Origin of the sequence: Mycobacterium kyogaense (assembly GCF_003254575.1) — a bacterium.
In the GTDB taxonomy this organism is placed as follows: domain Bacteria; phylum Actinomycetota; class Actinomycetes; order Mycobacteriales; family Mycobacteriaceae; genus Mycobacterium; species Mycobacterium kyogaense.
This window is the reverse complement of the sequence record NZ_QJUA01000018.1, coordinates 14,629-41,012: the sequence shown is the minus strand read 5'-3', so window position 1 is coordinate 41,012 and position 26,384 is coordinate 14,629. Positions and strand designations below refer to the sequence as shown.

At 67.4% G+C, this 26,384-nt stretch carries 23 protein-coding genes; 13 read left to right on the top strand and 10 right to left on the bottom strand.

Annotation, left to right across the window (positions count from 1 at the left end):
* The 4 genes from DMB80_RS14220 to DMB80_RS14205 are packed head-to-tail and all read left to right on the top strand — an operon-like array spanning position 1 to position 4,176.
* A complete protein-coding gene (locus DMB80_RS14220; protein WP_111510482.1) occupies positions 1 to 1,281 on the top strand; it encodes an ABC transporter substrate-binding protein in 1,281 nt (426 codons plus the stop codon).
* A gap of 6 nt (positions 1,282 to 1,287) precedes the next feature.
* Positions 1,288 to 2,244 carry a carbohydrate ABC transporter permease gene (locus DMB80_RS14215; protein ID WP_111510441.1) on the top strand — a complete coding sequence of 319 codons (957 nt, stop codon included), beginning with the start codon at positions 1,288 to 1,290 and terminating at the stop codon, positions 2,242 to 2,244.
* Positions 2,241 to 3,107, top strand: a complete 867-nt coding sequence (locus tag DMB80_RS14210) for a carbohydrate ABC transporter permease (RefSeq protein ID WP_111510440.1) — start codon at positions 2,241 to 2,243, stop codon at positions 3,105 to 3,107. The genes DMB80_RS14215 and DMB80_RS14210 overlap by 4 nt, the downstream gene beginning before the upstream one ends.
* A gap of 4 nt (positions 3,108 to 3,111) precedes the next feature.
* Positions 3,112 to 4,176, top strand: a complete 1,065-nt coding sequence (locus DMB80_RS14205) for an ABC transporter ATP-binding protein (protein WP_111510439.1) — start codon at positions 3,112 to 3,114, stop codon at positions 4,174 to 4,176.
* A gap of 6 nt (positions 4,177 to 4,182) precedes the next feature.
* Here the strand turns inward: DMB80_RS14205 and DMB80_RS14200 are convergent, their stop codons facing one another.
* Positions 4,183 to 4,479 (bottom strand): hypothetical protein, encoded by a 297-nt coding sequence (locus DMB80_RS14200; protein WP_162938530.1) that lies wholly within the window; start codon positions 4,477 to 4,479, stop codon positions 4,183 to 4,185.
* A 195-nt stretch (positions 4,480 to 4,674) separates the two neighbouring features.
* On the opposite strand from DMB80_RS14200, the gene DMB80_RS28135 reads away from it, so the two are divergent.
* Positions 4,675 to 5,154 (top strand): nitroreductase family deazaflavin-dependent oxidoreductase, encoded by a 480-nt coding sequence (locus tag DMB80_RS28135; RefSeq protein ID WP_162938529.1) that lies wholly within the window; start codon positions 4,675 to 4,677, stop codon positions 5,152 to 5,154.
* On the opposite strand, the gene DMB80_RS14190 is transcribed toward DMB80_RS28135, so the two are convergent.
* The 4 genes from DMB80_RS14190 to DMB80_RS14175 all read right to left on the bottom strand — a co-directional run bounded on the left by DMB80_RS14190 (position 5,139) and on the right by DMB80_RS14175 (position 9,196).
* On the bottom strand, positions 5,139 to 6,623 hold the full coding sequence (locus DMB80_RS14190) for a sensor domain-containing diguanylate cyclase (RefSeq protein ID WP_240431193.1): 1,485 nt from the start codon (positions 6,621 to 6,623) through the stop codon (positions 5,139 to 5,141). The two genes, DMB80_RS28135 and DMB80_RS14190, sit on opposite strands and share 16 nt — an antisense overlap.
* 70 nt (positions 6,624 to 6,693) lie before the next feature.
* Complete coding sequence (locus tag DMB80_RS14185) at positions 6,694 to 7,107, bottom strand: SufE family protein (RefSeq protein ID WP_111510436.1); 414 nt, start codon at positions 7,105 to 7,107, stop codon at positions 6,694 to 6,696.
* Positions 7,104 to 8,000 (bottom strand): sulfurtransferase, encoded by an 897-nt coding sequence (locus DMB80_RS14180; RefSeq protein ID WP_111510480.1) that lies wholly within the window; start codon positions 7,998 to 8,000, stop codon positions 7,104 to 7,106. Before DMB80_RS14180 ends, DMB80_RS14185 begins: the two co-directional genes overlap by 4 nt.
* 35 nt (positions 8,001 to 8,035) lie before the next feature.
* Entirely contained in the window at positions 8,036 to 9,196 is a 1,161-nt protein-coding gene (locus tag DMB80_RS14175) for a beta-ketoacyl synthase N-terminal-like domain-containing protein (protein ID WP_111510435.1), read from the bottom strand.
* Between the two features lie 181 nt (positions 9,197 to 9,377).
* Between DMB80_RS14175 and DMB80_RS14170 the strand changes: the two genes are divergently transcribed.
* Positions 9,378 to 11,000, top strand: coding sequence for a sensor domain-containing protein (locus DMB80_RS14170; protein WP_240431192.1), 1,623 nt, complete (start codon positions 9,378 to 9,380; stop codon positions 10,998 to 11,000).
* A 24-nt stretch (positions 11,001 to 11,024) separates the two neighbouring features.
* Here DMB80_RS14170 and DMB80_RS14165 read toward each other — a convergent pair whose 3' ends face one another.
* Both DMB80_RS14165 and DMB80_RS14160 read right to left on the bottom strand, forming a co-directional pair.
* Positions 11,025 to 12,245: an EAL domain-containing protein gene (locus DMB80_RS14165; RefSeq protein WP_111510433.1), complete on the bottom strand. Its 1,221-nt coding sequence runs from the start codon at positions 12,243 to 12,245 to the stop codon at positions 11,025 to 11,027.
* 70 nt (positions 12,246 to 12,315) lie between these two features.
* On the bottom strand, positions 12,316 to 14,289 hold the full coding sequence (locus DMB80_RS14160; protein ID WP_111510432.1) for a hypothetical protein: 1,974 nt from the start codon (positions 14,287 to 14,289) through the stop codon (positions 12,316 to 12,318).
* A 347-nt stretch (positions 14,290 to 14,636) separates the two neighbouring features.
* Between DMB80_RS14160 and DMB80_RS14155 the strand changes: the two genes are divergently transcribed.
* The 4 genes from DMB80_RS14155 to DMB80_RS14140 are packed head-to-tail and all read left to right on the top strand — an operon-like array spanning position 14,637 to position 19,642.
* Positions 14,637 to 15,941, top strand: coding sequence for a tyrosine-protein kinase domain-containing protein (locus DMB80_RS14155; protein ID WP_111510431.1), 1,305 nt, complete (start codon positions 14,637 to 14,639; stop codon positions 15,939 to 15,941).
* A gap of 13 nt (positions 15,942 to 15,954) precedes the next feature.
* Positions 15,955 to 17,229, top strand: coding sequence for an O-antigen ligase family protein (locus DMB80_RS14150; protein ID WP_240431191.1), 1,275 nt, complete (start codon positions 15,955 to 15,957; stop codon positions 17,227 to 17,229).
* Positions 17,226 to 18,128, top strand: a complete 903-nt coding sequence (locus DMB80_RS14145; RefSeq protein ID WP_111510430.1) for a glycosyltransferase family 2 protein — start codon at positions 17,226 to 17,228, stop codon at positions 18,126 to 18,128. The genes DMB80_RS14150 and DMB80_RS14145 overlap by 4 nt, the downstream gene beginning before the upstream one ends.
* Positions 18,128 to 19,642, top strand: coding sequence for a flippase (locus tag DMB80_RS14140; protein ID WP_111510429.1), 1,515 nt, complete (start codon positions 18,128 to 18,130; stop codon positions 19,640 to 19,642). Before DMB80_RS14145 ends, DMB80_RS14140 begins: the two co-directional genes overlap by 1 nt.
* On the opposite strand, the gene DMB80_RS14135 is transcribed toward DMB80_RS14140, so the two are convergent.
* Together DMB80_RS14135 and DMB80_RS14130 are read right to left on the bottom strand one after the other, a co-directional pair.
* Positions 19,639 to 20,637, bottom strand: a complete 999-nt coding sequence (locus DMB80_RS14135; RefSeq protein WP_111510478.1) for a cellulase family glycosylhydrolase — start codon at positions 20,635 to 20,637, stop codon at positions 19,639 to 19,641. The genes DMB80_RS14140 and DMB80_RS14135 overlap by 4 nt on opposite strands.
* A gap of 25 nt (positions 20,638 to 20,662) precedes the next feature.
* Entirely contained in the window at positions 20,663 to 21,550 is an 888-nt protein-coding gene (locus DMB80_RS14130; RefSeq protein WP_111510428.1) for a glycosyltransferase family 2 protein, read from the bottom strand.
* 168 nt (positions 21,551 to 21,718) lie between these two features.
* On the opposite strand from DMB80_RS14130, the gene DMB80_RS14125 reads away from it, so the two are divergent.
* The 3 genes from DMB80_RS14125 to DMB80_RS14115 are packed head-to-tail and all read left to right on the top strand — an operon-like array spanning position 21,719 to position 24,884.
* The gene (locus DMB80_RS14125) at positions 21,719 to 22,816 is read left to right on the top strand and encodes a glycosyltransferase family 4 protein (RefSeq protein ID WP_111510427.1); all 1,098 of its coding nucleotides are present in this window, start codon (positions 21,719 to 21,721) and stop codon (positions 22,814 to 22,816) included.
* A 5-nt stretch (positions 22,817 to 22,821) separates the two neighbouring features.
* Positions 22,822 to 23,775, top strand: a complete 954-nt coding sequence (locus DMB80_RS14120; RefSeq protein ID WP_046362537.1) for an NAD-dependent epimerase/dehydratase family protein — start codon at positions 22,822 to 22,824, stop codon at positions 23,773 to 23,775.
* Positions 23,772 to 24,884 (top strand): glycosyltransferase family 4 protein, encoded by a 1,113-nt coding sequence (locus DMB80_RS14115; protein WP_111510426.1) that lies wholly within the window; start codon positions 23,772 to 23,774, stop codon positions 24,882 to 24,884. The genes DMB80_RS14120 and DMB80_RS14115 overlap by 4 nt, the downstream gene beginning before the upstream one ends.
* On the opposite strand, the gene DMB80_RS14110 is transcribed toward DMB80_RS14115, so the two are convergent.
* Positions 24,881 to 26,083, bottom strand: a complete 1,203-nt coding sequence (locus tag DMB80_RS14110; RefSeq protein ID WP_240431190.1) for an acyltransferase family protein — start codon at positions 26,081 to 26,083, stop codon at positions 24,881 to 24,883. The two genes, DMB80_RS14115 and DMB80_RS14110, sit on opposite strands and share 4 nt — an antisense overlap.
* Positions 26,084 to 26,384: the final 301 nt, after the last annotated feature.

Genomic DNA, 26,384 nt, shown 5'->3' with positions numbered 1-26,384 from the left:
GTGATCAGACGCCGCCTCTGCATTGCACTGCTCGCCGTCATCGCGCTCGTCCTCGCCGGGTGCGGGGGCGGGGGATCGTCGTCGTCCGGTCCCACCGAGATCGCGGTGTGGCACGGCTACCAGGACACCGAGGGTGAGGTGTTCAAAGGCCTGATCGCGCAATACAACAAGGACCATCCCGATGTGAAGGTCAACGAGCTGTACTCCAGCAACGACCTGGTGCTGCAGAAGGTGCTGACCGCCGTGCGCGGCGGCAGTGCGCCCGATGTGGCGTACATGTTCGGCTCGTGGTCACCCAACATCGCGCAGATCCCTCAGGTGGTCGACATGGCCGATGAGGTGAAGAAGCCGGACTGGCAGTGGGATGACTTCTATCCCGCCGAGCGCGAAGCGGCCACGGTCGGCGAGAAGATCGTCGGGGTGCCGGCGCTGGTGGACAACCTCGCGATCGTCTACAACAAGAAGCTGTTCGCCGACGCGGGTGTCGCGCCGCCCAGCCCGGACTGGACGTGGGACGACTTCCGCGCCGCCGCAGCCAAACTCGCCGATCCCAGCAAGGGGCAGTACGGCTGGCTGATCCCGGCTGACGGCAGCGAGGACACGGTCTGGCACTACCTCCCGATGCTGTGGGAGGCCGGTGGGGACATCCTGTCGCCGGACAACGAGAAGGCCGTGTTCAATTCCGAGGCGGGCGTCAAGGCGCTCACCGTGCTGCAGCAGATGGCCGTCACCGACAAGTCGCTGTACCTGGACACCACCAACGAGAACGGCCCGAAGTTGATGAACAGCGGCAAGGTCGCGATGCTCGTCACCGGTCCGTGGGATCTGTCCCAGCTCACCGACATCGACTACGACGTTCAGGTCATGCCCACCTTCGCCGGGTCACCCGGTGGTCATCAGACCATCGCCGGCCCGGACAACTGGGTGGTGTTCAACAACGGGGACAAGAAGAAGCAGGCGGCCGTCGACTTCGTGAAGTGGCTCTCGGCTCCTGAGCAGGTCAAGGCGTTCTCGTTGGGTACCGGCGATCTGCCGATCCGGCAGTCGGTCGGCAAGGACCAGGGGGTGCTCGACAAGCTGAACCAAAATGTCCCGGGCACAGCGGCGTTCGTGGAGAATCTGAACAACGTGAAGAAGGTCCGCCCCACCGTCGAGCAGTACCCCGACGTCTCCGACGCGCTGGGGCAGGCGATCGTCGCGGTCATGCTCGGTAAGCAGCAGCCCGCGGACGCACTCAATGATGCTGCGCAGGCCGCGGACGCGAAGCTGGCCGAGAAGTAGCTGGAGATGGTGACCACTGACCCCAGTTCCGGTGTGGTGGTGGCGGCACCGCCCGCGCCGCCACCCGCCCGGCCGCGGCGCCGGTGGCGACCGCGGGGCACCGACGGGCTGACCGGGTGGGCGCTGGTCACTCCGGCGATGGTGCTGATCGGGATCTTCGGTCTGCTGCCGGTGTTGATGTCGCTGCAGCTGTCTTTTCAGCGGTCGGATCTGCTGACGCCGGAGACGCCGTGGGTGGGGTTCGACAACTACCGCAAGATGGCCGACGATCCGGTGTTCCTGGATGCGATCAAGCACACGATCATCTACACGGCGCTGTTCGTGCCGGGCACGATGATCGTCGGGCTGCTGGTCGCGGCGGCGATGAACCGCTCGGTGCGCTTCATCTCGGTGTACCGGACGGCGGCCTACATCACGATGGCGGTGTCGACGATCAGCCAGGGCATCATCTTCCTGTGGCTCACCGACCGTGACTACGGGCTGGTCAACGCCGCGCTGAACGCGGTCGGGGTGCCGTCGCAGCCGTTCCTGGCCTCGCCGTCGCAGGCGATCTACGTGATCGTCGCGATGACGATCTGGGGCTGGACGGGCTTCTCGGTGATCGTGTATCTGGCTGCGCTGCAAGGTGTTCCGCCGGAGCTGCACGAGGCGGCGGCCATCGACGGGGCCAGTGCGTTCACCCGGTTCCGCACCATCACGGTGCCGCTGCTGGGTCCGGCGAATCTGTTTCTGCTGGTATGGCTCACGATCAACGCGCTGCAGCTGTTCGACGAGGTGTATGCCACCACCCGCGGCGGCCCGCTGCGCGCCACCACCGTGATCGTCTACTACCTGTGGGACCAGGCGTTCGTGCACTTCGACGCCGGCTACGCGGCGGCGATGGCCTACGCGCTGTTCGTCGTCATCCTGATCGTCACGGCCGTGCAGTTCCGGCTGGCTCGCAGATTCGCGCACCACCCATGACGGCCACGCTGACAACGACGACCCGCTGGCGGCTGCCGTTCAGTCCGTGGCACCTGGTGCTGATCCCGCTGAGCTTCCTGTTGATCGTGCCGCTGCTGTGGATGCTCATCACGTCGCTGGAGACCGAGGGGGAGGCCAATCACTTCCCGCCGGTGCTGTTTCCGGCGTCACCGCGGTTCGCGAATTACACCGAGGCGTGGGCGCAGGCGCCGTTCGGACATTTCTTCCTCAACAGCCTGACGGTCACCGCGGTGGTGTTGATCAGCAACCTCGTGGTGTGCAGCCTCGCGGGCTATGCGTTCGCGCGTATCCGATTCCTCGGCCGCGGAGCGCTGTTCGTGACGCTGATGGCCACGCTGATGGTGCCGTTCCAGGTGACGATGATCCCGGTGTTCCTGATCGTCAAGTGGTTCGGCGACAACGTGTGGGAGGGCTTGGGTATCGACCACATCGGTGCGTTGATGCTGCCGAATCTTGCGACCGCGTTCGGGATCTTCTTCCTGCGACAGTTCTTCCAGACCGTGCCGGTCGAACTCGAGGAGGCCGCGCGGGTCGACGGCACGTCGCGGTTGGGGGTGCTGTTCAAGATCGTGCTGCCGTTGTCGATGCCGGCGATGTCGACGCTGGCGGCGCTGACGGTGTTGACGTCGTGGAACGATTTCCTGTGGCCACTGATCGTCATCACGTCCCAGGATCAGATGACGATCCCGTTGGGACTCAGTTATTTCCAGGGGGCGCATCACGTGCAGTGGCCGTTGCTGATGGCCGCCAATGTGATGAGCCTGTTGCCGATGCTGCTGGTGTTCGTCGTCGCGCAGCGGTATTTCGTGCAGTCGGTCGCCAGTACCGGAATCAAGGGGTAGAGCGTTGGCAGAGGTCGAGTTTCGCAATGTGTCCCGCCGCTACGCCGGTGGCGTCGCCGCGCTCAAGGACTTGAGCCTGACGGTGGCCGACGGCGAGTTCCTGATCCTGGTGGGCCCGTCGGGGTGTGGCAAGAGCACGGCGCTGCGGCTGCTGGCGGGTCTGGACAAGCCCAGTGACGGGGAGATCCGCATCGGCGGGCAGGTGGTCAACGGGCTCGGCCCGGGGCAGCGGGACATCGCGATGGTGTTCCAGAACTATGCGCTGTACCCGCACATGACGGTGTACAAGAACTTGGCGTACGGGCTCAAGCAGCGCAAGACGCCGCGGGCGGAGATCGAGCGGCGGGTCCGTGAGACCGCGGAGCTGTTGCAGATCGGGGAGTTGTTGAACCGCAAGCCTGGTCAGCTCTCCGGTGGGCAGCGCCAGCGGGTGGCGATGGGCCGGGCGCTGGTGCGGGAGCCGCAGGCGTTCCTGCTCGACGAGCCGCTGTCGAATCTGGATGCCAAGCTGCGCAACCAGGTCCGCGGTGATCTGAAGCGGTTGCATCGCGAGGTGCCGGTCACGTCGGTCTACGTCACCCACGATCAGGTGGAGGCGATGACGCTGGGGGATCGGTTGTGCGTGATGGCCGCCGGTGAGGTGCAGCAGATCGGCAGCACCGACGACGTGTACCACCGTCCGGCGAACACGTTCGTGGCTGCGTTCATGGGCAGCCCGCCGATGAATCTGCTGCCCGGGAGCGTCAGGGCGGGCAGGCTGCAATTGGGGGGCGCAGAGCTGCACCCGGTGCAGTGCGCAGAGGGCCCGGTGACCGTCGGGGTGCGGCCGGAGCATCTGCAGTTGGGCTATGCCGATGCCGAGGGCGCTGTTCCGGCGCGGGTCGATTTCGTCGAACCGCTGGGCAGTCACGCCCTGGTGACAGCGGTGGTGGACACCCCGGAGCCGACGCGGGTGATCGCGCAGGCGCCGGCGGGTGCGTCATACGACGCGGGCGCGCCGATCGGAGTGATCGTTTCCCGGGAGAAGACGTATCTGTTCGACGCCGAGACCGGAAAAGCGTTGCCGTAGGGGCGGTTACCAGCCGCCGATGCCGGGGCCGACGCGTACGCCGCTGAAGCCGCCGGCCTTGGTGCTGGGGGTGGCGATCGGGGACTGGCGGATCGCGCCGCCGGCGGGGGCCAGGATGTAGCCGTCGCGCACCTCGCCCTGCGTGGCGTCCCTGCGGACCTCGTCCGCACCGCCGCTCTTCACCCAGGGGCTGGGCCGCATGTCGTCGGCATGGGCCATGGCGGCGCCGAAGCTCATGGCGCCCGCCGTCATCGCGGCGGCCAGCGCGGCCAGCGTCAGCGCCGAACGCTTCGTCACAGACATGGTCTTGATCGTCAGAACTGCCAAGGGTCCCCCCAAGTTAGGTGTTGCTTCACACGTCGTCCCCCGAGTGGCAGACGTTACCCGAGGGATAGATGTTCCGGTGCCTGTAGGCCAGATTGCGCTGAGGGTTGCGCCGGTAACCCTGAACGCAATCTCGGCCGTAACGCCGGCGAGCAGACCTGGCATGCTGCGCTCATGAGCATCGCGGCGCACGTCTTCAACGCGGTCAGCGACGTACTGCGTCGTCCGGCGATGCGCCCGGTGACCCGGACGTTCAGCTCGCTGCACGCGACGGCGTATCGACTCACCGGCGGTCGCGCCCAGAACGCGAAGTATCCGACGATGCTGCTGACCGTCACCGGCGCCAAGACAGGCAAGCCCCGCACGGTGCCCGTCATCTACATCCGCGACGCCGGCCGATTCGTCATCGCGGCGGCGTATTCGGGTAGCGACACCGACCCGGTCTGGTGGCGCAACCTAAAGGCCCACCCGTCGGCGACGCTCGAGGTCAACGGAGAGAAGATCGGCGTCACCGCAGCGCTCGCCGGCGAGCAGGAGCGGCCCGAGCTGTGGCGCCGCCTCGTCGCGATGTACCCCTACTTCACCGAATACCAGAAGCGCACGACGCGGCAGATCCCGGTGATCGTGCTGACGCCGGATCAGTCCGTCGAGTAGGGCTCGGGCCCGCACCAGTCACTTCCGCCCGACCGTTTCGCGCGGTACATGGCTTGGTCAGCGCGCTCGAGGGCGTCGTCGACGGTGTCCGGCGTGACCATCGCGATGCCGATGCAGATGCCGCCGGGGGACAGCGCACCGACCTGGTCGACCAGCGTCTGGGCCAGCTGCTGAGCCTGCGCGGCCGTCGCATGGGGCATCAGAACGGCGAACTCGTCGCCGCCGATACGGCCGACGGTGTCCGACAGCCGCAACCGACGACTGATGGTTTGCGCCACCGTCCGCAGGTACGCGTCTCCTGCGGTGTGGCCGTGCTCGTCGTTGATCTGCTTCAGTCCGTCGAGGTCGACCATGAACACCGCCGCTGCGTCAGAGCTCGAATGAGGGTCGGCCAGTGCGGCGAATTTGCGGAGCTCTTCTTCGAATCTGCTGCGGTTGTAGACGCCGGTGAGGGCATCGAGCGTCGCCTGCCTTCGCAGCAGTTCCTCGTCACGGCGGCGCGCGGAGATATCCTCGATGTGGGAGATGAAGGCGAGGGGTTCTCCGGCGTCGTCGTGGATGAGGAACACGGAGAGCCGAACCCACACGACGTGTCCGTCTCTGGAGTAGTAGCGCTTGTCCATCTGGTAGCTGGCGATGTCGCCGGCTATCAGTCGCGACGCCTCGGCCACGTCGATGTCCAGGTCGTCCGGATGGGTGATGTCCTGAAAAGTCAGGTGCCGCAACTCTTCCGGGCTGTAGCCGAGGAGCCGACAGAATTCGGGGTTGACGCGTCGGAAGGTGCCGTCGAGCCCGACGACGGCCATCCCGATGGGTGCGTTGACGAAGGCGGCGGCGAAGGGATCGCTCTCAGCCGGCTGGTGCGTGCCAGGCCCGCCGAACCGGTCATGGATCTGCTGCTCGAGCACGGCATGCATCTGGACGTTCTCCATCGCCACGGAGGTCGCGTCGGCCAGCGCCTGCACCAGGGCGACTTCCTGCTGCGTGGGGTTACGCTGCTGCGACCAGTACGCGCCGATGGCGCCGATCGGGTCCCGCCTGCGGATGGGCACCATGACCAAGCTCTTGACGAAGGTCGGCCGGTAGACGTCGTGGGGAATGCGGTCGTCGGCGTAGATGTCGGGGACCGCTACTGCTTGCTTGTTGAGCATGGACCATCCGCTGATGCACGCATCCATCGGGAAGCGCCTGCCCTTCCACAGCGGCGCGATCGCATCCTCTTCGACGTACAGGCACATGTCGTGGTCGCGAACGATCAATGTCGCACCGTCGCAGCCGATCACGTCGCGTGCTGCGGCCCCGATGATGCGCCGGACATCGTCGACCGTACGGGCCAGCGACAGCAGTTCGATGGCGTCGATGAGGCGGGTCATGCCCCGTAGATAGTCCGCTTCGGTGAAGGTGGGCGCGTCGTGGGAGGGCCGGTCGTCGCCCGACGGCGTTCCGGACAACGTCTCGCACTCGCTCACCGCGTCACCTACTTCCCCCACACGAAGTTTAGTGCCCGAGCTGTCGCGCAGTGCCCATTTGCCGGGTTCGTCAGATACGCAGACGACGCTTGATGCGCGTGAGCATGGCCGACATTCCGCGCAGCCGCAGCGGGCTGATGAGAGCGCCGAGGCCGAGGTCGGTGTAGAAGTCGTCGGGCACCGCCAGGATGTCGTCAGCGGACTGGCCGTCCAACCCCGCGGCGAGGATCGCGGCGAACCCCCGCGTGGTGGGTGCCTCGGCCGGCGCACTGAAGTAGAGCCGCACGTGATCGCGGTCGTCGGCGTCGACATGGAGGAACAGCGGGGACTGGCACTCCGGGACCGGTTCCATCGCCGCCTCTTCCAAAGACGAAGGCAGCTCGGGAAGTTCGTTCGCGAACTCCAACAGCATCGCGAGCTTGTCTTGGCCCTCGACCTCTTGGAAATCGGAGACCACCTCGGCGAGCGCCGGAGGCATACTCATGACGTCGCGGGCGCGTCACCCGGTTCTTCCCCGACGGCGACGGGCACCCGCACGGCATTGCCCCACTCGGTCCACGAGCCGTCGTAGTTGCGCACGCCTTCACGGCCGAGCAGATGGGTCAGCACGAACCAGGTGTGGCTGGAGCGCTCACCGATGCGGCAGTAGGCGATCGTGTTGCCGTCGGCCGGGAGGAAGGCGTAGAGCTCGTCGAGTTCGGCTCTGCTGCGGAACTTTCCGTTGTCCTGGGCGGCCTTGGCCCACGGCACGGACACCGCGGTCGGGATGTGGCCGCCGCGCAGTGCGCCCTCTTCGGGGTAGTCGGGCATGTGGGTGCGCTCGCCGGTGTACTCCTGCGGGGAGCGGACGTCGATCAACGGTTCCTTCCCCAGCGCGGCGAGGACATCGTCCTTGTAGGCGCGGATGGGGGCGTCGTTGCGGTCGACGACGGGATAGCCGGTGGTCTGCTTCTCCGGCACGTCGAGGGTGGTGTCGCGGTGGTCGTTGATCCACAGCGAGCAGCCGCCGTCGAGCAGGCGGACGTCGGGGTGGCCGAACAGCGTGAACACCCACAGCGCGTAGGCGGCCCACCAGTTGCTCTTGTCGCCGTAGATCACCACGGTGTCGTCGCGCGAGATGCCCTTGCGATCCATCAGCGCGGCGAACTGCTCGCCGGTGATGTAGTCACGCACATTCGGATCGTTGAGGTCGGTGTGCCAGTCGATCTTCACCGCACCGGGGATGTGGCCGGTGTCGTAGAGCAGCACGTCCTCGTCGGACTCGACGATGGCCAGGCCGGGCCGGCCGAGATTGCTCGACAGCCAGTCGGCGGTCACGAGCCGTTCGGGGTGGGCGTAGGACTGCAGCGCGGGGCTGGGATCAGGCGGTAGCGGCACGTCAGTCAGCCTACCGCTGGGCGCTGCAGGCATCCTCACACAGCAGGGGCGAGGACGACGGCCGCGTTGTGGCCCCCCATGCCCAGCGAGGTCTTCAGGGTCAGCCCGGGCAGCATCGGGGTGAGGCCGTCCAGCAGTCGGGGATGGCCGGGTGCGACGGTCGGCGGGGCGGGCACCTGTTCCTCGGCGTAACCCAGCGCCGCGGCGGCGACCTCGACGGCGGCCGCCGCGCCTTGGCAGTGTCCCGTCAGTGGCTTGACCGAATAGATCTGGGCGGCGCCGCCGAGAACCTCATCGAGAACTGCTGCCTCGACCGTGTCGCACTGCTGAGTGCCGGGGCCGTGCGCGTTCAGGTAAGAAATATCGGTTGCGTCGACCCCGGAGGACGCCAACGCCTCGAGGACGCAGCGGTCCACCTCGGTCCGGGACGGGTCCACCGAAGTGAGGTGGAAGGCGTCGTGCGTCATCGCGCCGCCCAGCACGTGTACGTAAGGCGCGTCAGTTCGACGGGACAGCACGAAGGCCACGGCGGCCTCGCCGGCCGGGAATCCCCGGCTGCCGTGCTGGAACGGACGGCAGGCGTCGAGCGGGTCGGTGTCGACGACACCCACGCCGAGTCGGACGAAATGCTCGACATTCTCCGGCGTCAGCGACAGGTCGGTCGAGACGAACACGACGTCGTCGACCATGCCCGTGTCCAACCACATCTTCGCGGTGATGAGCGCGGCATTCCCCGACGCGCACATCGCCGACACGTTCATCGCAGGACCGTGAAAGCCGTACTCCTGCATCAGCATTGACACCGGGGTCGACGGCATCAACGCCAGGTAGTCGCGGATACGTCGGTTGGCGTGATCCTCCACATAGAACGTGCGCCAGCCCTCGACCTCGGCGATCACGACCGCGTGCAACAGGCCCACTCTCGGCCCGGGTGTCCAGCCGCGCTGTCGGGCGTCGGTGATGGCTTCGCGCGCTGCCGCGCGCATCGCCTGGGCGAAGCGGCTCAAACCGTCGCGGGGATCGCCTTCGTCGGGGACCCGGGCCAACCAGGCGTCGTCGTTCTCGCCGGGCCCGAAACCTGGGTACAGCGTGGCGGCCGGCTTCCCGCTGGCCAGCCCGTTCCACAGCGTGTTCCTGCCCCATCCGTATCCGGTGACAGCCCCGATTCCCGCGATGCCCATGTGTGCAGTGCTCATGTGATTCCCCTCTGTGGTCGTCGTGCCCCGGCGGGGCCTTGGTTTGATTAGCCCCCAATTAGCGGCGGAGCACTAGCCCAACCGCCAGGTCGCAGCCATACTCAGGAGCAGCGCACTTCGTGACAGCTTCTGCCGTAGTTGCTGAATGTGTCTGCGCAGCAAACGGACTGTGGTGGGGAGTGTGAGTACAGCGTCGGAATCGAGCGCCGCGGGCAACTCGGAACGCCACGTCGATACGGCGGAAGAGCGTTACCGGCGGCTGGTCGATGTCAGCCCCGACCCGATGTGTGTGCATTCCGCTGGTCGCGTGGTCTACGTCAACCCGGCTGGGGTGCGTGGATTCGGGGCCCACAGCGCCGAGCAAATGGTGGGGCGGCCGATCACTGATTTCGTGCAACTCGACTCGATCGGCCCGATGCTGACGCGGATTCTCGCGCTGTCCGAAGAAGGCGACAGCTCACCGGCCTCAGAAGCCGTTCTTCGGCGTCTCGACGGCAGCCCGCTGGAGGTGGAAGCGGTATCGGTGTTGACGAGCTGGGATGGCGAGCCCGCCTACCAGGTCATCTTCCGCGATCTGACCGCGCAGAAGGCCGCGGAGGCGACGCTGCGCTACCAGGCGGCGTTGGTGAATCATGTCAGTGACGCCATCATCGCCACGACGGCAGACGGCGTCGTCGTCAGCTGGAATGCGGCCGCAGCGGCGATCTACCGGCGTCCGGTCGAGCGCGCTCTGGGCCTGCCGCTCAATGAAGCTGTCGATGCCGATGTCGATCTGGCCGGCATCGTCGCCGGCGGCGGGGTCGTGCACGCCACGCACCGCTCCGCAGACGGCTCCCCGGTCAACGTGAGGCTGTCGGTCACTCCCATGGGCGAGGGTCACGTGGTGCTGTGTTCGGACTACACCGCGCAGCGGCGAGCAGAAGTTCACTTCGAGTCGGTCGTGCGGTCCCTGCATGACGGAGTCGTCGTTCTCGATCGACGTGGAAAACCCCAGTCGATCAACCCGGCAGCGCGGCGGATCCTGCGGTTGGGCAGTGACGGATTGGTTGCCGACTACACCAGCGGCGCTCTCACGTTTCCGGTCTTCAATCGCCGAGGCGTCAAGATCGGCGACAACGAACTGGGCTCCGTCAAGCTGATGTTCGCCAACGCGCCGCTGGAGAACATGGTCGTGGGAATCGGACGGGCGGACGGCTCACGTGCGTGGCTGTCGGTCAACTGCTGTCTGCTCGACCCGGACGATGCGGAGAATTCAGCGCTGCTCGTGTCGTTCGCCGACATCACCGAAGAGCACAATGTCAAAGCCCACCTCACCTACCAGGCCCACCACGACCCGCTGACGGGGCTGCCCAACCGGGCCCAGATCGAAGTCAGGCTCGTGCAGGCCGCAACGACGGACGCCCGGTCACCGGCGGCGGTGCTGTTCGTCGATCTCGACAACCTCAAAGCCATCAACGACGATCTGGGCCATCACGCCGGCGACGAGGCTCTGCGCGAAACCGCGCGGCGACTGCGGAACAGTGTGCGGGACGACGATTTCGTCGGCCGCCTCAGTGGCGACGAATTCGTGGTGTTGCTCTACGGATCTCTGGACCGTCCGGCGTTGGAAGCGCTGACCGCGCGCATGCACGGCGAGTTCGACAAGCCGATTGAATTCGGTGGCAGGCTTCGGAAGGTCAGCGTCAGCATGGGAGTAACGGAGCTGTCGGCGGAGGACGAGCGTACCGTCGAGGACATTCTGCGTGACGCGGACGCGGCTATGTATCGGGCCAAGATCCTCCGCGCGGGAACGTCTTTCGGGTGACGAGGCCCTGGTTGACGTGTGTGTCTAGGCGGCGAGGCGGCTCAGGAGGCAGCGGGCGCCCAGCGTGACGAGGCCGCGGTCGAAGGTGATCACCATGTCGAAGCGGCGGTCGGCCTGCGGAGTGCCCGGGGGTGATACTTCGCGCGCGATGAGGCCGGCGGCGATGTCCGGGCCGAGGACGACGATGGTCCACTCCTGCACCAGCGGATCGTCGGTGTGGAGGTGGACACCGCGGATGCTGTTGCCCAGGTCGCTGGGCACGTTCGCGCCGAACATCGCGACCAGCGGTGCCCGCTGCGCGAGCTTGGTGTAGGTGCGCATCGTCGCGTCACTGAGCCTCGACTGATCCTGCACGGTGGCCAGCACCATCGGCGGGCTCTCGGCGGTGGTGGCCAATCGCTCGATGTGCCGGGACAACTCGTGCAGGGTGTCGAACCGAACCGTGCGGGGCCGCAGGCGGTCTTGGACCATGGCGAACGTCGATGGAGTCTCGGGCAGCGGGGTGATCGAGGCGTGCGGGGGCCCGAAGAAGGCTTCGGGGATCTCTGTCAGCGCGCCGGGGCGGCCGAAGCGGTAGCCCTGACCGAGCGTCGCGCCGTAGGCGAGCGCCTGCTCGAGGTGGTCGTCGCTTTCGATGCCTTCGGCGACGATGACGGCTCCGGTGCGTTCGTGATGGGCGATGACGCCGGCGATGGTGCGCGCCTGCACGCGGTCCGGTTGACGCTGCACCAGATTGAGGTCGAGCTTCAGGAATTCCGGCTGAATGATGTCGAGCAGGGCCAGCGAATCTGTGTGCGCGCCAAGGTCGTCCATGGCGATCTTGAAGCCTTGGCTGCGCAGTGCGGCGACCTTACTGAGGAGCGCCTGCGGATTGGTCAGCAACCCACGCTCGGTGAACTCGAACACGACGTCGAAGGCGGACGCTGCCGCGGCCAGGGCGCTGGTCACGTCCACGTCGATGTGCGCGGTGGTCGGTTCGCAGTTGATCAGCAGCAGCATGCCGGGGCGCCAGGCGCCGTCGAGGGCTTCGCGGGCCGCGGAGTGGATGCAGTGGCGATCGAGGACGTCGAGCCGGCTCGTCCGCTTGGCGTGGGCGAACACCTCGAGCGGGCCCAGGCCGTCGAGGGCTGGCCAACGCGCGAGTGCCTCGTATCCGACCACGGCTCCGTCGGGCAGGGACACCACCTGTTGGAAGCTGGGGACCAGGCCGACACCTGCGGCCGCAGCGGTGAGCTGATCCGTCATCGGTCCCCTAGTCCGGTGGTGGCGCCTGCCCGTTCGGTAGCGCCGGTGATCGCCCTCTCGAGGATACGTCTCAGCTCGAATGTCCGGTGTGGCGGCGACGGCGCGCCACGAGCACGGCGACCAGAGCAGCGATGACCACGAGGGCTCCGGCGATGGCCGCCAGGTGCAGCCACTTCGGCTGCTCGCTGGTAGTCGGGGTTTGCGCGGAACCGTCGTCGCCGACGGCACGGACGGTGACGTTGGTGGGCACACCTGCGGCACCCGCGGCCAGAACATCGCCGGAGAGTGCCGACCAGCCGCCCTGCTGGCCGTCTATGTAGTCGAACAGTGGGTCCACCAACCGCCAGTCGTTGGTGGTGCTGATCAGTACCACTGTGCGATCGCGGGGCTGATCGGCGAACACCTGGATCGAGCCGAGCCCGTCGGCCACGTCGGCCCGCAGCTCGGTGGGGAGTCCGATGTCGACGGTGTTGGCGTCACCGCCGACCGGCGGGTCGAGCGTCGTGTCGGCGATGGCCGCCGACTTCGCGACGATCAGCGCGCCGGAGCGGGAGTCTGCGGCGGTCTTGACGTCGACGACTTGCGGCGTCAGCTGTTGACTGGTCAGGCGCGCGATGGCGTTGATGGTGCGCGCCGCGTAGACCAGCTGCCCGGGGCTACTGCCGTCCATGGCGACCATGAAGCTGGGGCTGAATTCGGAAGGCAGAGAGGTGAATCCGCCGGCCGGAACGCCTCCGCGCTTCAGTGTCAGCGTCGAACGCGGGTCGACCTGGAAGGTGATGGGCGCGATCAGGGGGCCGCACGTCTGGTGCGGGGTGTAGGTGAGCGCCATGTCCAGCCCGAGGTACTGGGTGAGGGCTTTGCCCTGGATGTCGAATGTCGCGTCCAGGCGGCCACTGTCGTTGAGGGCGGCCCGGTACAGCACCCGGTCGTTGGACCGGATGATGATGCTGGCCGCGTCATCGGTGGGTACCGGGGTGTAGTCGGCGAGCAGGTGCACGGTTGCCGCGTCCACGCGTCCGATGCCGAGTGCCGAGCGGTCGACGCCGACGGTGACGGTTCCGGTGCGCAGCACGTCGGTCTTGCCGGTGATCTTCAACTGTTCGAAGGTCAGCGTGTCACTGCCGGCGGTGGGGGTGGGGGTGGCGCCGGCCTGGTCGATGCGTGCGGACGGCGTCTGCACCAGCGACTGCAGCTGATTGACGAGTAGGCCTACCTGCGTGGTCAATTCGTCGCCATTGCCGCTCACCCGCAACCTCGCGGTGTCGGTGCCGGGGTCTTCGATGGCCAGGCCGGCGCGCCCGCCGGATTCCACGACGACGGTGCGGCCGAACTGCCCGGCCGGTGGTGGCCGGGTGCCGCGGGGCTGGCTGACGACGTCGACGGCCAGCGGTTGGGAGTGATAGAGCCGCGTCAGCGTCGACACCATGGTGAGTACCGACTGTTGTTCGGCGGTGTTGGCGTCGGTCGGGGTGTAGATGCTCACCCGTTCCAGAACCGGCGGGAAGAAGGTGGCGACGGTCGTGGCGGGAGCTTCGGCGCCGGTGAAGACCGTGGTGAGGCCGCTGAGGGCGAGCTGCTGCAGCGGGCCGCAGAATCCGTCGCGGTTGTCGGTGGCGCGCAGGGTGAAGGTCAGCGAGATCGACGAGGAGCGCGCACGTACGGCCGCGATGTCGATGTCGAGCGGAGTCTGTGGCGGGGCAGTGGCTGCAGGCGGCAGCGGAATGTCGGCCAGGAGCACGCCATTGGCATCGCTGATCTCGAGGAAGCCCGAGTCGACGTTCATCGGCGCCTGCATGGTGCCCTGCAGTCGCACCGCCTGCAGTCCCGGGGGAACCGGCACCGTGACGGTCGTGGGGCTGTCGGGACCGAGGTAGAGGCCGTCGCTGACTCCGAGCGTGCGCCAGGGCAGTGTCACCGACGCTTGGTCTGCGGTATTGCTGGGTTGAGCGACCGCGTGCGGCGCGACGATGGCGAACGTCGTTGCTGGTGCCACACACAGGACAGCCGCCAGGAGAATCCGCCGCAGCGGCGCACTCCTCATTCCCGAACCCCGTCTGTGCCGACACCATTTGAGGTCCGAGCAATTGTGCCGCGGCACAGGACAAATGGTGCGGTGTCAAGGGAAGGCGATCGTCGTCGCACGCGTTTCTTCTTTCCCGCAGTTCGAGAGACGGAATGGCAGCAGTGGTGGACTATACCGGCGCATCAGCGGGGCGGACGGTTTATCGATTCGCTGCCAGGTCACCGTTTCGTGACGTGAATTCGTCGTCGAAGAGGGGCCGTAACACCGTCGGCAACTTCGGAACTGAGATAGCGTGAGCCCACCGGTGTGCCAGGTGATGCGCAAACGAGGGACACAGGAAAGGTCGCTGCGTTGAAAGGTCACCATTGACGGTCCACGACTTCACTCGGATTCTGCGGACCCGTTGGAAAATCATTTGCGGCATTCTGGTCGTCGCGATTGCCGGCGCCGTGGCATACCTGTTGCTCGCGACTCCGCAGTATGTCGCCTACACGCGGTTGTTCGTCTCGACGACATCCGATGGCACCAATACGCAGACCAACGATGGCGGGTTGTTCGCCCAGCGCCGCGTGCTGTCCTACACCCAGCTGCTGCAGGGCGGGTTGCTCGCTCAGCGGACCATCGACAAGCTGGGCCTGGACATGACCTCGGAGCAGTTGCAGAAGGAGGTGACGGCGGTCGCGCCGACGGACACGGTGCTGATCGACGTCACGGTGCAGGACCCGTCACCGACGCGGGCCCGCGACATCGCGAACACTCTGTGCGACGAGTTCGTCGTGATGGCGGCGGCATTGGAGACACCGGATCTCGGTGCGCGGCCGAACGCTCAGGTCGTCGTGCAGCAACGCGCGGGTGTGCCGGAGGACCCCGTGTCGCCGAAGAAGTCGCGCATCCTCGCCGTCGCGGCAGTCGTCGGCCTGCTGCTCGGGTTGTTGGCCGCCTTGATCCGCGACCGCCTCGACCCTGCGATCCGGCGGCCGGAATCGGTGGAGGACATCACCGGTGTCGGCGTGATCGGTGAGATCCCCCTCAGGGGCGGCCGGGGCGCGCCGTCGGGCGTCGCCTTCGAGCAAGATGATCCGACGGCGGCCGACGCGTTCCGCGAACTGCGCACCAATCTGCAGTCACTCGAGGTGGCGCCCGGCCCGCGGATGCTGCTCGTGGCCAGCTCGGTCGCCGGCGAGGGCCGGACCTCCGTGGCGGTCAACCTCGCCGTCGCCCTGGGTGAAGCCGACCATTCGGTGGTCGTCGTCGACGCCGATCTGCGTCAGCCCAAGGTTGCGGCGAGCCTGGACATCACCGGTTCGGTGGGGCTGAGCACGGTTCTGACCGGTGCAGCGGAGCTGTCGGATGCCCTACAGGAGACGCAGTACTCCGGAGTGACCGCGCTGCCGGCCGGGGATGTGACGGTCAACCCGACCGAGATCCTCGGAACGCAACGGGCGAGAACGGTTTTCGCCGAGCTGGGGGAGCGCTTCGACTACGTCGTAGTCGATTCTCCGCCGGGGACGGCGAAGGACGCGGCAATGGTCGGCGCGTACGTGGAGGGCGTGCTGCTGGTCGTGCGGTACGGCTCCAGTACGCGTAAGCAGTTGGCCGCTACCGTCGCAGCGCTGACGCGGGCGGGTGCACCGCTGACGGGTGCTGTCGTCATGACGCACCAGAAGTAAGCAGACACCGTCGATGCGCCCCACCGTGTTCGTGCCCGCCCCTACCGGGGTGGGCGTCGCGGGAGACGCCGTCAGGTACCCCCGGTTCGAGCGGCACGCGCTGGCCGGGTTGATCATCCTGGCGATCGCCCTTGTCGTGGTTCCCGAGGCGATCAACCACGTGTTCATCAAACACTCACCTGATCTGCCGCCGTTGGAGGAATCCGGCGGCACGGCAGAGGTTCAGCTGGCACACCTGGCGCGGCTGGGTGGCTCGGCGGTGCTGCTGATGTACACGTCGGCGGTGGTGCTGCTGACCCGCGGACGCCCGGACCGCACGGTCGGGGGTGTCCTGGTTCTGCTGTTGGCGGTCAACGTGCCGTACGTCATCAGCCCGGCTTTGCCTCCTACCGCCGACTGGCCGAAGATCCTGTTGGCCAACCTCTTCGTGATCGCGCTGTGGAAGACCGGTGCGTCCATCGAGGCGCTGAAGTGGCTGCCGATCCTGGCCACCGGGATCGGGGTCTACTCGTTGATCGGGGGACTGCTCGCCCCGGCCTACATGATGTACAACATCGTCTCGGTGAAGGCGATCGTCGCCGGCTGGGAGTTGGCCGGCCCGTTCGGTCACGGCAACGTCCTCGGAATGTATTGCGCAGTGGCTTTTTCGCTGGTCCCCCTGGTCCCTGGCCGCCGCTGGCAGCTGTTCTGCGGCGCGGTGCTGCTGGCGACGATCGTGGCCTCGGCGTCGCGGACCGCGGTGATCGCAGCGGTCATGGTGCTGCTGTGGTGGGGCATCTGTCGCGTGCGGTCGGTGATCAACGTTCGCTTCGCGGGGACGGTGTTCGTCAGCGGTGCCGCGGTGGGAATGCTGATTCTGCCGTTCCTGCCGTGGGATCCGCATGCTTTCACAGATCGCGCGGCGGTGTGGGCGGCCAGTCTGGCTCAGTGGCAGCAGTCCCCGCTGGTGGGGCTCGGGGTCAACTGGTTCCTCATCGATGCGCAGCACAACGCCAACGTGGCCGCGTGGGCGTATGTGGGCACGGGGCACAACCTCGTGGTCGACACCCTGGTGAAGTCGGGGGTGATCGGCCTGGCGGTGCTGGCGCCGGTGCTGGTGGTCGCGATCCTGGGCGCGCGGACGCTGCAGCTGAGTCGGCAGATCGCGTTGTTCGGTTATCTCGGTGCCTTTTTCGTGGCCGCCTCGACCGAGGCGGTGTGGGCGCTGCTACCGAATCTGCAGCTGTTCCCGATCAGCGGCATGATCTTCGCGGTGTTGGTGCTGAACCGGTTCGGGAAGCCGGCATGACCCGCCAAGGCGACGCGGTCAGTGTCGTGATTCCGACGATCGGGCGGCCGAGCCTTCGGCAGGCGGTGGAATCGGCGCTGCGGCAGACGGTTCCGCCGGCCGAGATCGTCGTCGTGCTGGACCGCGACTGTGTGCCCGACGTGCCGGACACGGACGCGGTGCGGGTGATCAAGACGGCGGGCGCCCAGGGTCCGAGCCGGGCCAAGCATCTGGGCGTCGAGGCGGCACGCGGCGATGTGATCGCGCTGCTCGACGACGACGATGTGTGGCGGCCGGAGAAGCTCGAGCGGCAATTGGCGGCCGCCCCGGCCGATGCGGAGTGGGTTCTGTCGTGTCGTTTCCGGCGTCTGCTCGACGGCGGTGAACCGGTCATCGGCCCGCGCACCCTTCTCGATCCGCTCGAACCGGTCGCGCCGTATCTGTTCGAGATGCGGGAACGGCAGGCGTTCAACATGGTGCAGACGTCCACCCTGGTGTTCCCGCGGGCGTTGACGCAGAAGGTCCCGCTGTCGGTGGCGGCAGGCTCGATTCACGACGACCCCAAATGGCTGATGGAGGTGCGGCGCGCGTACCCACGCCTGCCGATCATCCAGTTACCCGACCCGCTGGTCGACATCGTGTGGACGGCGGTCTCGGTGTCGCGGGCGGGAATCGATCGCAGCGCGGAGTACATCGACTGGGGCGTGCGCGAACTCGGCGGTGAGTCGCCGCGCGTGCGGGGGGACTACATGCTGACCTCGGCGGTGGGATCGGCGCTGGGCGCAGGTTCGGTGCGCGGCGTGACGAGGTCGATCGCGGCGGGGGTCCGGTACGGCCGTCCCGGTTCGCTGGCGTGGGCCAGTGCGGCGAAGTCACTCGCGAGGCTGGGCACGCAGCGGCTGACCCGCGGGCAGCGCTGATGTCGCCGAGCTTCGCCAAGAACACGCTGCTGGGCTTCGCGTCCGGGGCGGCGGTGGCGTTGGCCGGTTTCGTCGGCAATGCGGTGGTGGCGCGGCTGCTGGGCCCGGAGCGGCTCGGTGTCTTCGCCTACGTCGTGTGGTGTGTGACGGTCGCGGCGACGATCGCCTCGCTCGGGATCGACGTCGTGCAGCAACGTTTCATCCCGAATCTGCGCGCCGAGGGTCGTGGGGAGGAGGCCGAGGGCCTGATCGGGGCGACCACCCGCGTGTCGATCTCGGCGATGACGGTGGTCGGGATCGTGCTCGTCGGCTACCTGCTCTGGCCGGGCAGGGGTGCGCTCGAAGGCGCGTCGACCGGTCTGGTGATCGGGGTCGCGGCCGTGTGGTTCGTGAGCTGGAAACTGGGCGATCTCTATCTGTTCTATCTGCGTGGTGAGCAGAGGTTCGGCGAGGTCGCGAAGTTGTCGGCGGTGTCGGCGCTGCTCAAGGTGTCGACGTTCGCAGTGGGTGCGTGGCTGTTCGGAATCCCCGGTGCGCTGGCGGGTTACATCGCCGGCAGCCTGATGCCAGCCGGCAGGGTGTACCGGTTGCTGCGCAAGAAGCCCAGGGTGGAGCCGACCCTGCGTCGCGAGGTCGTGAAGTTCGCGCTGGGCAGTTGGGCGGTCGGTGTCATCGGCACGCTGGTGTTCGGCCGCACGCAGGTGGTGTTCCTCGAGCACTACAGCGGGTTGACTGCTGTCGGATTGTTCGCCGCCGCAGTCACGATCGCCGAGATGGCGGTACAGCTGCCGCCGATGCTGCTCTCGGCGCTGCTGCCGCGGTTCAGCGAGCAGCACGGCATGGGTGCCCACGACCACATGGTGCGGTTGTATCGCACCACCACCGCATTGATCGCGATGGTGATCGTGCCGTTGTGTCTCGGGCTCGCCGCGGTGGCGCCGGTGTTGGTTCCGGCTCTCTTCGGCGCCGAGTACGGGGGCGCGGTACCAGCGGCCGTGGTGCTGCTGATCGCCGCCGCCATTTCCGCCCTGGGCGTCACCACGCTCTATCTGCTGTACAGCACCGGCAAGACAGCCTTTCTCGTGATCTCCAACGGCCTGGGCCTGGTGGTCACCATTGCGCTCGGCTTCGTGCTGATCCCGCGGTACGGGCTGATGGGCGCGGCGTGGTCACGCGCAATAGCCCAGGTGCTGGTCGTTCTGCTCGAAACCTGGTATGTGACAGTCAAGTTGAACTTCCGTCCGCCGTACCGGGTGCTCGGCGCGATCATGGCTGCGGCGGTGGCGGCGGCCGCGGTCGCCGATGTGATCAGCGCGCAGTGGGGGGCGGCCCTGTCGCTGGTCGTCTCCATCCCCGCGGCGATCATCGTCTACGTCGCGGTCCTGCGGACGCTGTCCGTGGCCTCGATGGTCGATCAGGGACTGGTCAACCGCCTCGTCGAGCGCATGCCCGAACATCGGCGGCCGATGGTGCGCAAACTGTTGAAGCTGCCGACGTCGAACACGCCGTCTTAGTCGGACCCGTCGGCGGTGTCGGTCAACGCGATGGCGGCGAGCTTGCGGCTGTCGTCGGCGCGGAGCACCCCGAAGTTGTCTTCGAGCTCGCTCGCGTCGGTTCCGCCGTCGACCAGTTCGTAGTAGATGAGCGGTCCCACCCAGTCCCAGGCGGCGACCTGTTGGCGGGCCAGCAGCAGGGTCGCGGCCTGATCCTGCTCGGACACTGCGCTGGGGCCGGTTCCGGTGGGGGCGCCGTACTCGGTGATCCACACTTTCTTGGCGCCGTCACCGCGCTGGGTCATCAGCGCGTGAAGCGCGGGGAGATCGCGGAAGCCGCCCGTCGTGCGTTGGGTGCGGTCCATCGGCTGTGACGGAAACGTGTAGGGGTGCACGGCGATACCGTCGGCCAGTTGTGCCGCGCCGTCGTCGTACAGATGAGCGAGGTAGGTGGTGGGATCGACGTCGGGCCCCGGGCTTCCGTAGGTGGGGGACAGTCCACCGATCAGCAGGGTGGCGCGCGGGTCCACCTCGCGCACCGCCGCCGCGGCCGCGCGGAACACCCGCCCGTATTCGGCGGGGTCAGGGTTGGGTGGCCAGAACTTCCCGGTGTTCGGTTCGTTCCAGACCTCCCAGTTGTGCACGCCGCGGGCGGCGTAGCGCTGTGCCGCGACGCGGGCGAAGTTGGCGAAGGCCGCAGGATCGGCGGGGCGATCACGATTGGAGGTTGTTTCGCCCTTGGTCCACGGCGGGGCGAAGGCGAGCACGAGCAGCACCTGCATTCCCCGCTTGAGCGCGCGGTCGACGATGATGTCGGCCGATGTCCAATCCAGTTGACTCTGAACGGGTTCGATGACCGACCAGTCGACGTCGACGCGGACCCACCGAACGTTCATGGCGGCCATCGCGTCGAACTGCTTCTGCAGTGACTGCGCGTCGGCGCCGCGATAGTGCACGGTCATCCCGATCGGGACGTGCGTGGCCTGCGATTGGCACGACGTGACCAGTCCGGCCATCAGAAGGAGGCTCAGCAGCAGCCGGCTAGCGCAGGACGGCACGGGTGTCGGTCTCGCGGGTGAACGGCCGACCAGCGAGGCCCTCGGCCCGCCCGACCAGCAGTGCCACCCCGTCGCGCGGGCTGAACTTAGCCGGGTTGCGGACGGGCATCAGCGCTGCGGCGACGAGGTGTGCCGCCTTGTACCACAGCGGATAGTGCCAGGTGCGCAACAGGTTTCCGGCGCCGCGACCGTAGTTGCGCAGTTTACGGCGACGTTCCTGCGGCGGCAGGTGGGCGAACTCGGTCTGCGCCTGCACGATGACGTCGTCTGCCCAGACGATGCCGAACCCGTCGAGTTCGGCCATGCGCAGCAGCAGGTCGGGTCCCTCGGCTGACTGCCACGGCGTCTCGGCACCCGAGCCGCGGCCCGGATCGAATTCGCCGGCGGCGACGAAGGCATCCCGGCGGAAGACGGTGGCCGGTTCGATGGCGAACCACGCGCTGCGTTTCGTCAGTGCCGTTCCGGGCGCGGGCAGGGGATTGCGCGGGCCCTCGCTGTCGAGGAGCCGGCCCGCGCACACGGTTGCCGACGGTGTGCAGTGCCGGCTGAGGTGCTCGACGAAATCGGGTGCGACGCGGCTGGTGTCGTTGGGAAACCAGAGCCACTCGACATCGTCGGGCAGCAGCGCCGCGGCGGCGTTGCGGCCGTTGGAGATTCCGCGGGCGCTGAGGGTGGTGCGGATGGTGAGGGTGTCGGTGAAGTCGGCGATGACGGCGTCGAGTGCCGCTGCGCCGGCCGGGTCGTGATGGGCGATCGCCACCGCGGCGACGGGCCGGGTCTGGCCGGCCAGGTCGGCCAGCAGTTCGCGCAGCGCATCCCAGCGTCCCACCGTGGTGACCGCGACGCCGATCCGCGGTGGCTCCCCTCCCATGGCCGTGAGCGTAATGGAGCGACGCCGGTATTCGGCAGGCAAACGAACATCGTGAACTGGCTGGAGCCGATACGATGGCCTTCGTCGCACGTCATGGATGTGCAGGCGGCATTTGGCCATGGCATCCTGGATTGCCCAGCCACGGATCGAGCATGGGGGGCGCTGGAGATGCGGTTTGCATTCCTGACCGAGCTCTATTTTCCGAGCGTCGGTGGCCAGGAGGTGTTCTTCCAGGAACTCGGCGAGGCGCTGGTGCGCCGGGGTCACACCGTCGACGTGTACTGCATCGGCCATGTGCCCGACCTCCCCGACGTCGAGGTGATCAATGGCGTCACCGTGCACCGGGAAGCGAACTCGGGCCGCTACAAGACCCCGAGGATCAAGGCGCTGCGCCGCAACTGGTCCGACATCGCGAAGTACAGCGCAGGTGTTCGGCGCGTCGCGGCGCGCGGTGAGCACGATTTCTATCTGCTCAACGAGTGGCCGTTGATGCACGTGCTGGCGCTGCCGGGCTCGGCGCGCCCGCGAAGTGCGTTGCATTGGTGCGAGATTCGCGAAGATCTACTGCTGCGTACATTGCAGGCGCAGTTCCCCAAGCTGGTCGGCTCGAACTTCGCGGTCGGCGAGGCTGTTGCGGCCGCCATCACCGAGCAGTCCGGGCGGGAGTGTGGGGTGCTGCCCAGCGGCATCGAGGCCACCCGGTACCGCGCGGCTGCGGGTGCCGAACGCTCGGGCGTGCTGTACGTCGGTCGGCTGGCTCCGCACAAGAACCTGCCGCTACTCATCGATGCTTTCGGGCTGGCGGCTGAGCGCGGCTTCGTCGGCGACCTCGTGATCGCCGGGGCAGGTCCGTCGCTGGACGATGTGAAGGCAACCGTCAGACAGAGTCCCGTGGCCGATCGGGTGCAGGTGCTGGGGTCGGTCGACGAGGCGCGCAAGCTGGACCTGCTCGCGACGTCTTCGGTGTTGGGCATGCCGAGCAAGCGCGAGGGCTTTCCCCGGGTGATCGCCGAGGCCATGGCCAGCGGGCTGCCCGTGGTGACGGCAGACTTCACGGAGAACGGCGGCAAGGACGTCGTCAAGCAGTACGGCGCGGGAATCGTGTGCGGCCAGACGCCCGTCGCGTTCGCCGACGCGTTGCTCGACGCGCAGGCCGGCTGGGAGGGCTACGCGCAGGCCGGCCGCGCCGGTGCGGTGGATCTGGACTGGACGCACATCGCGGAAAAGCTCGAAAAGCACGCTCAGCAGACACAACTCGGGGGGTAATTGGCATGCGCATCATGGTCACCGGTGGAGCCGGTTTCGTCGGCAAGGAGCTGGTACAGACGCTCAAGGACGGCAACGAGGTGCTCGTCGCCGACCTGCTGCGGTATGGCACGCCGGACTGGCTCTCCGGCGAGCCCGACGGTTTCGCGTTCGAGCGGGTCGACATCCGCGACGCGGCCGCGGTCGCCGCGGTCGTCGAGCGCTTCGCCCCCGAGGTCGTCGTGCATCTGGCGGCCATCCACTACATCCCGGAGTGCGACGCGGATCCGGCCAATGCGGTCGCGACCAATGTGACCGGCATGGTGAACGTGCTCTCGGCGCTCGCCCCGGGTACGCGGTTCGTGTTCGCCAGCAGCGGCGCGGTGTACGAGCCGGACGAGGCACCGCATCGGGAACTCGAGTCGGTGGTGAAGCCGGTGGACATCTATGGCATCACCAAGGACCAGGGCGAGGACTACGTCCACATGTTCGCGGCGAACCGCGACATCGCGGGCGTGATCGTGCGGCTGTTCAACGTGATCGGACCCGGCGAGACGAATCCGCACCTGCTACCCGCGATCGTCGTGCAGTTGCGCGACAATCCGGACGCGATCAGCCTCGGCAACACCTGGCCCAAGCGCGACTACATCGACGTCCAGGACGCTGCGGGGGGCTTCGCGGCGGCCGCACTGGGCAGCACACCCGGCCCCGGTGGCGTCGAGATCGTCAATCTCGGCAGCGGACAGCAGTATTCGGTGGACGACATCGTCGACAGGATGCGCTCGGTGCTCGGCTTGGACTTCGAGGTGCGCCAGGATCCGAGCCGGATGCGCGCAGTCGACCGGCCTTATCTGGGTGCCGACATCTCGCGGATCGAGGAGCTGTTCGGCTGGTCGCCGAAGTGGGAGCTCGACGAGACGCTGAAGCGGATGTGGGCCAATCCTGATCTGCTGCCGGAACTGGAAGGCCGGTTGACTTGACCGACCGCCGGGTCGACTTGCTGTTCGACGCACGGCACATCCGGCAGAGCGGGATCGGCACGTACATCGCGACGTTGTTGCCGAGCCTGGAGGCGACGTTCACCGAGCGCGGGCTGTCGTTGGCGGTCTTGGTGAACGAGCATGCGGTCCCGGAGGTGCGGCACGCGCGCATCGTCCCGGCGGGGCCGGCTGCGATGTACACGGTGGGGGAGCAGCGGGTGTGGGGCCGCGCGCTCGACGAGGTGCGGCCGCGCGGCTTCTGGGTGCCGCACTATCCGTTTCCATTCGCGACGCTGTCTCCGCGCCATCGGCGCACCAAGTTGTTCGTCACGGTGCACGACACCATGCATGTGCGCGAGCAGGAGATCAGCGGTCAGAGTGCGGCGCGGCGGGCGTATGCGCGGGCGATGTTCATGCTGGACGGCCGGTTCGCGACGCTGGTGCTGACGCCGTCGGAGGCGACGTCGGCGACGTTCGCGGCGATTGCGCCGCGGGCACGCACGACGGCGACGCCGATTCCGGTGGACGAGCAGTGGTTCGAGCCGGTGGATCGGACGCTCTCGCCCGTGGCCGAGCCGTATCTGCTCTATGTGGGGAACGCCAAGTGGCACAAGAACTTACCGCTGCTGTTGATGGCATTCGGGGACGTCGTCGGCGACATCCCGCACCGGCTGGTGATCGCGGGCAGCGGTGAGGCGTTGCGTGGGGGAGACGAGCGGGTGCCGGCGCTGGCTGCGGCTCTGGGCGACCGGGTCGAGGTGATGGGCCGGCTGGACTTCGATGTGCTGCGCGCCCTGGTGGCCAGTGCGGACCTGCTGGTGATGCCCTCGCTGCACGAGGGGGCGGGGTTGCCGCCGATCGAGGCGATGGCGTCGCGCACTGCGGTGATCGCTGCCGATATCCCTGCGCTGCGGGAGACGTGCGGCGACGGGGCGGACTACTTCGATCCGTTGAATCGGTCCGGGCTCGCGGAGCTGCTGCGCACGCTGTGCCGTGATAGCGAGGCTCGAGCGGAGTTGGCGGAGCGGGGCTGGGTGCACGTGACGGCGCGGCAGAAGGGTCTGTCGCTGACGCCGGCCGCCGAGGCGGTGGCGGACGCGCTGGCTTAGCCGACGTGGCCGCAGCACGGCAGGGCGTGCTGTGCCGGTTCGAAACGGTCGGGGCGCGCGGCGAAGGCGATCACGGCCAGCGTGATCAGTACGAGCGCGGCGACGCCGGCCACCTTGGTGGCGCGCTCGACGTGGAAGAGCCCGTGCTTCATGTCCTGTCGGGCCTGGCGCACGGCGTCCCAGTTGAATTGGCGCAGCGGTTCTTCGATGAAGTGGTGGCAGGCGATGGCCAGTCCGAACGACAGCGCCAGTACGGCCACGTAGTAGTAGACGTCGGTGTGCATCGCGGTCGCGAGCAGGACGATGACGGGCCAGTGCACGAGGTAGAGCGCGTAGGAAAGGTCGCCGAGGTAGGTGGCGACGCGGTTGCGCAGTAACGGCTGGAACAGTGGCTCGGTGCCGACGCCGGCGGCGATCACGAGGACGGTACCGGCGACGGGGAGCAGCACCCACGGCACGGGGAAGCCGCCGGCCTCGGGATCAATGACGACCATGGCGGCGACGATGAGCGCGACGCCGAGCCACGAGAGGATCGGCTTCACCCACATCGGGATCAGGGCGAGGGTGCCAACGGCGGTGGCGAGCAGGGCGCCGGCGCCGAGTTCCCAGACGCGGGCGAACGTGTTGAAGAACGCCCAGTGCGGTGCTGCGGCGCTCTCGTACGTGGCCCACGCGAGGGATGCGGCGGTGACGAGGCCGGTGGCGGCGGCGATGGTGCCGAGCCAGCGTTCGCGACTCCAGGCGCGGCGCGCGGCGATAGTGGTGATCGCGAGGATGAGCAGCGGCCAGACGAGGTAGAACTGCTCCTCGATGGCGAGCGGCCAGTAGTGCAGGAGCGGCGAGGCGGCGTCCGTTGCCGCGGATGCGTCGGCGCCTTGAGAAGCGAAGTGCCAGTTGGCAAGGAAGGCGAGGGAGAAGAGGGCGTCGGCGCCGGTCTGGTGAGCGGTGTCGGGGAGCAGCATGATCGCCGCAACGAAGGTGGCGACGACGACGAGGATTGCGCTGGGCAGGATGCGGCGAGCCCGGTCGAGCCAGAAGCGGCCCAGAGACACCGAACCGGTGGGCTCGGCGCTGCGCAGGAGCAGGTCGGTGGCGAAGAAGCCGGAGATGACGAAGAAGACGTCGATGCCGACGGTGCCGCCGCGTGGCCAGTCGACGAGATGGCCTGCGAACACCGAGATGATTGCAAGTGCTCGCAAACCTTGAACGTCAAGACGATAGTTTGCTCGTTCTGCACGGCGACGCCGACGCAGTGACGACTCTCGGTAACGGTCCAGCGCAGTAACCATGATTGCCCCCCGGCGCACTTTTGACGGTTACGGTCAATGATCGCTGATATTGGATTCTGGCGCACGGCGTGAGGAAGAGTGACCTGTGTCCCGGAGGGGAAAGCGGAGGTGGCCGCAAATCGTCCAGGCAGGACCTATCAGTCAAATCGACCGCCACACAGGCGATGCCCACCGCTGACGCGCTCGATGGGCTAATGTCCTAGGAGCCTTC

Bases quoted from the DNA above. Each gene is read 5' to 3' on its own strand.
- DMB80_RS14215 (WP_111510441.1), top strand. From the start codon at position 1,288: ATGGTGACCACTGACCCCAGTTCCGGTGTGGTGGTGGCGGCACCGCCC.
- DMB80_RS14175 (WP_111510435.1), bottom strand. From the start codon at position 9,196: ATGAGCACTGCACACATGGGCATCGCGGGAATCGGGGCTGTCACCGGA.
- DMB80_RS14130 (WP_111510428.1), bottom strand. From the start codon at position 21,550: ATGGGAGGGGAGCCACCGCGGATCGGCGTCGCGGTCACCACGGTGGGA.
- DMB80_RS14135 (WP_111510478.1), bottom strand. From the start codon at position 20,637: ATGGCCGGACTGGTCACGTCGTGCCAATCGCAGGCCACGCACGTCCCG.
- DMB80_RS14145 (WP_111510430.1), top strand. From the start codon at position 17,226: ATGACCCGCCAAGGCGACGCGGTCAGTGTCGTGATTCCGACGATCGGG.
- DMB80_RS14120 (WP_046362537.1), top strand. From the start codon at position 22,822: ATGCGCATCATGGTCACCGGTGGAGCCGGTTTCGTCGGCAAGGAGCTG.
- DMB80_RS14125 (WP_111510427.1), top strand. From the start codon at position 21,719: ATGCGGTTTGCATTCCTGACCGAGCTCTATTTTCCGAGCGTCGGTGGC.
- DMB80_RS14165 (WP_111510433.1), bottom strand. From the start codon at position 12,245: ATGACGGATCAGCTCACCGCTGCGGCCGCAGGTGTCGGCCTGGTCCCC.
- DMB80_RS28135 (WP_162938529.1), top strand. From the start codon at position 4,675: ATGAGCATCGCGGCGCACGTCTTCAACGCGGTCAGCGACGTACTGCGT.
- DMB80_RS14200 (WP_162938530.1), bottom strand. From the start codon at position 4,479: ATGTCTGTGACGAAGCGTTCGGCGCTGACGCTGGCCGCGCTGGCCGCC.
- DMB80_RS14210 (WP_111510440.1), top strand. From the start codon at position 2,241: ATGACGGCCACGCTGACAACGACGACCCGCTGGCGGCTGCCGTTCAGT.
- DMB80_RS14140 (WP_111510429.1), top strand. From the start codon at position 18,128: ATGTCGCCGAGCTTCGCCAAGAACACGCTGCTGGGCTTCGCGTCCGGG.
- DMB80_RS14150 (WP_240431191.1), top strand. From the start codon at position 15,955: ATGCGCCCCACCGTGTTCGTGCCCGCCCCTACCGGGGTGGGCGTCGCG.
- DMB80_RS14185 (WP_111510436.1), bottom strand. From the start codon at position 7,107: ATGAGTATGCCTCCGGCGCTCGCCGAGGTGGTCTCCGATTTCCAAGAG.
- DMB80_RS14160 (WP_111510432.1), bottom strand. From the start codon at position 14,289: ATGAGGAGTGCGCCGCTGCGGCGGATTCTCCTGGCGGCTGTCCTGTGT.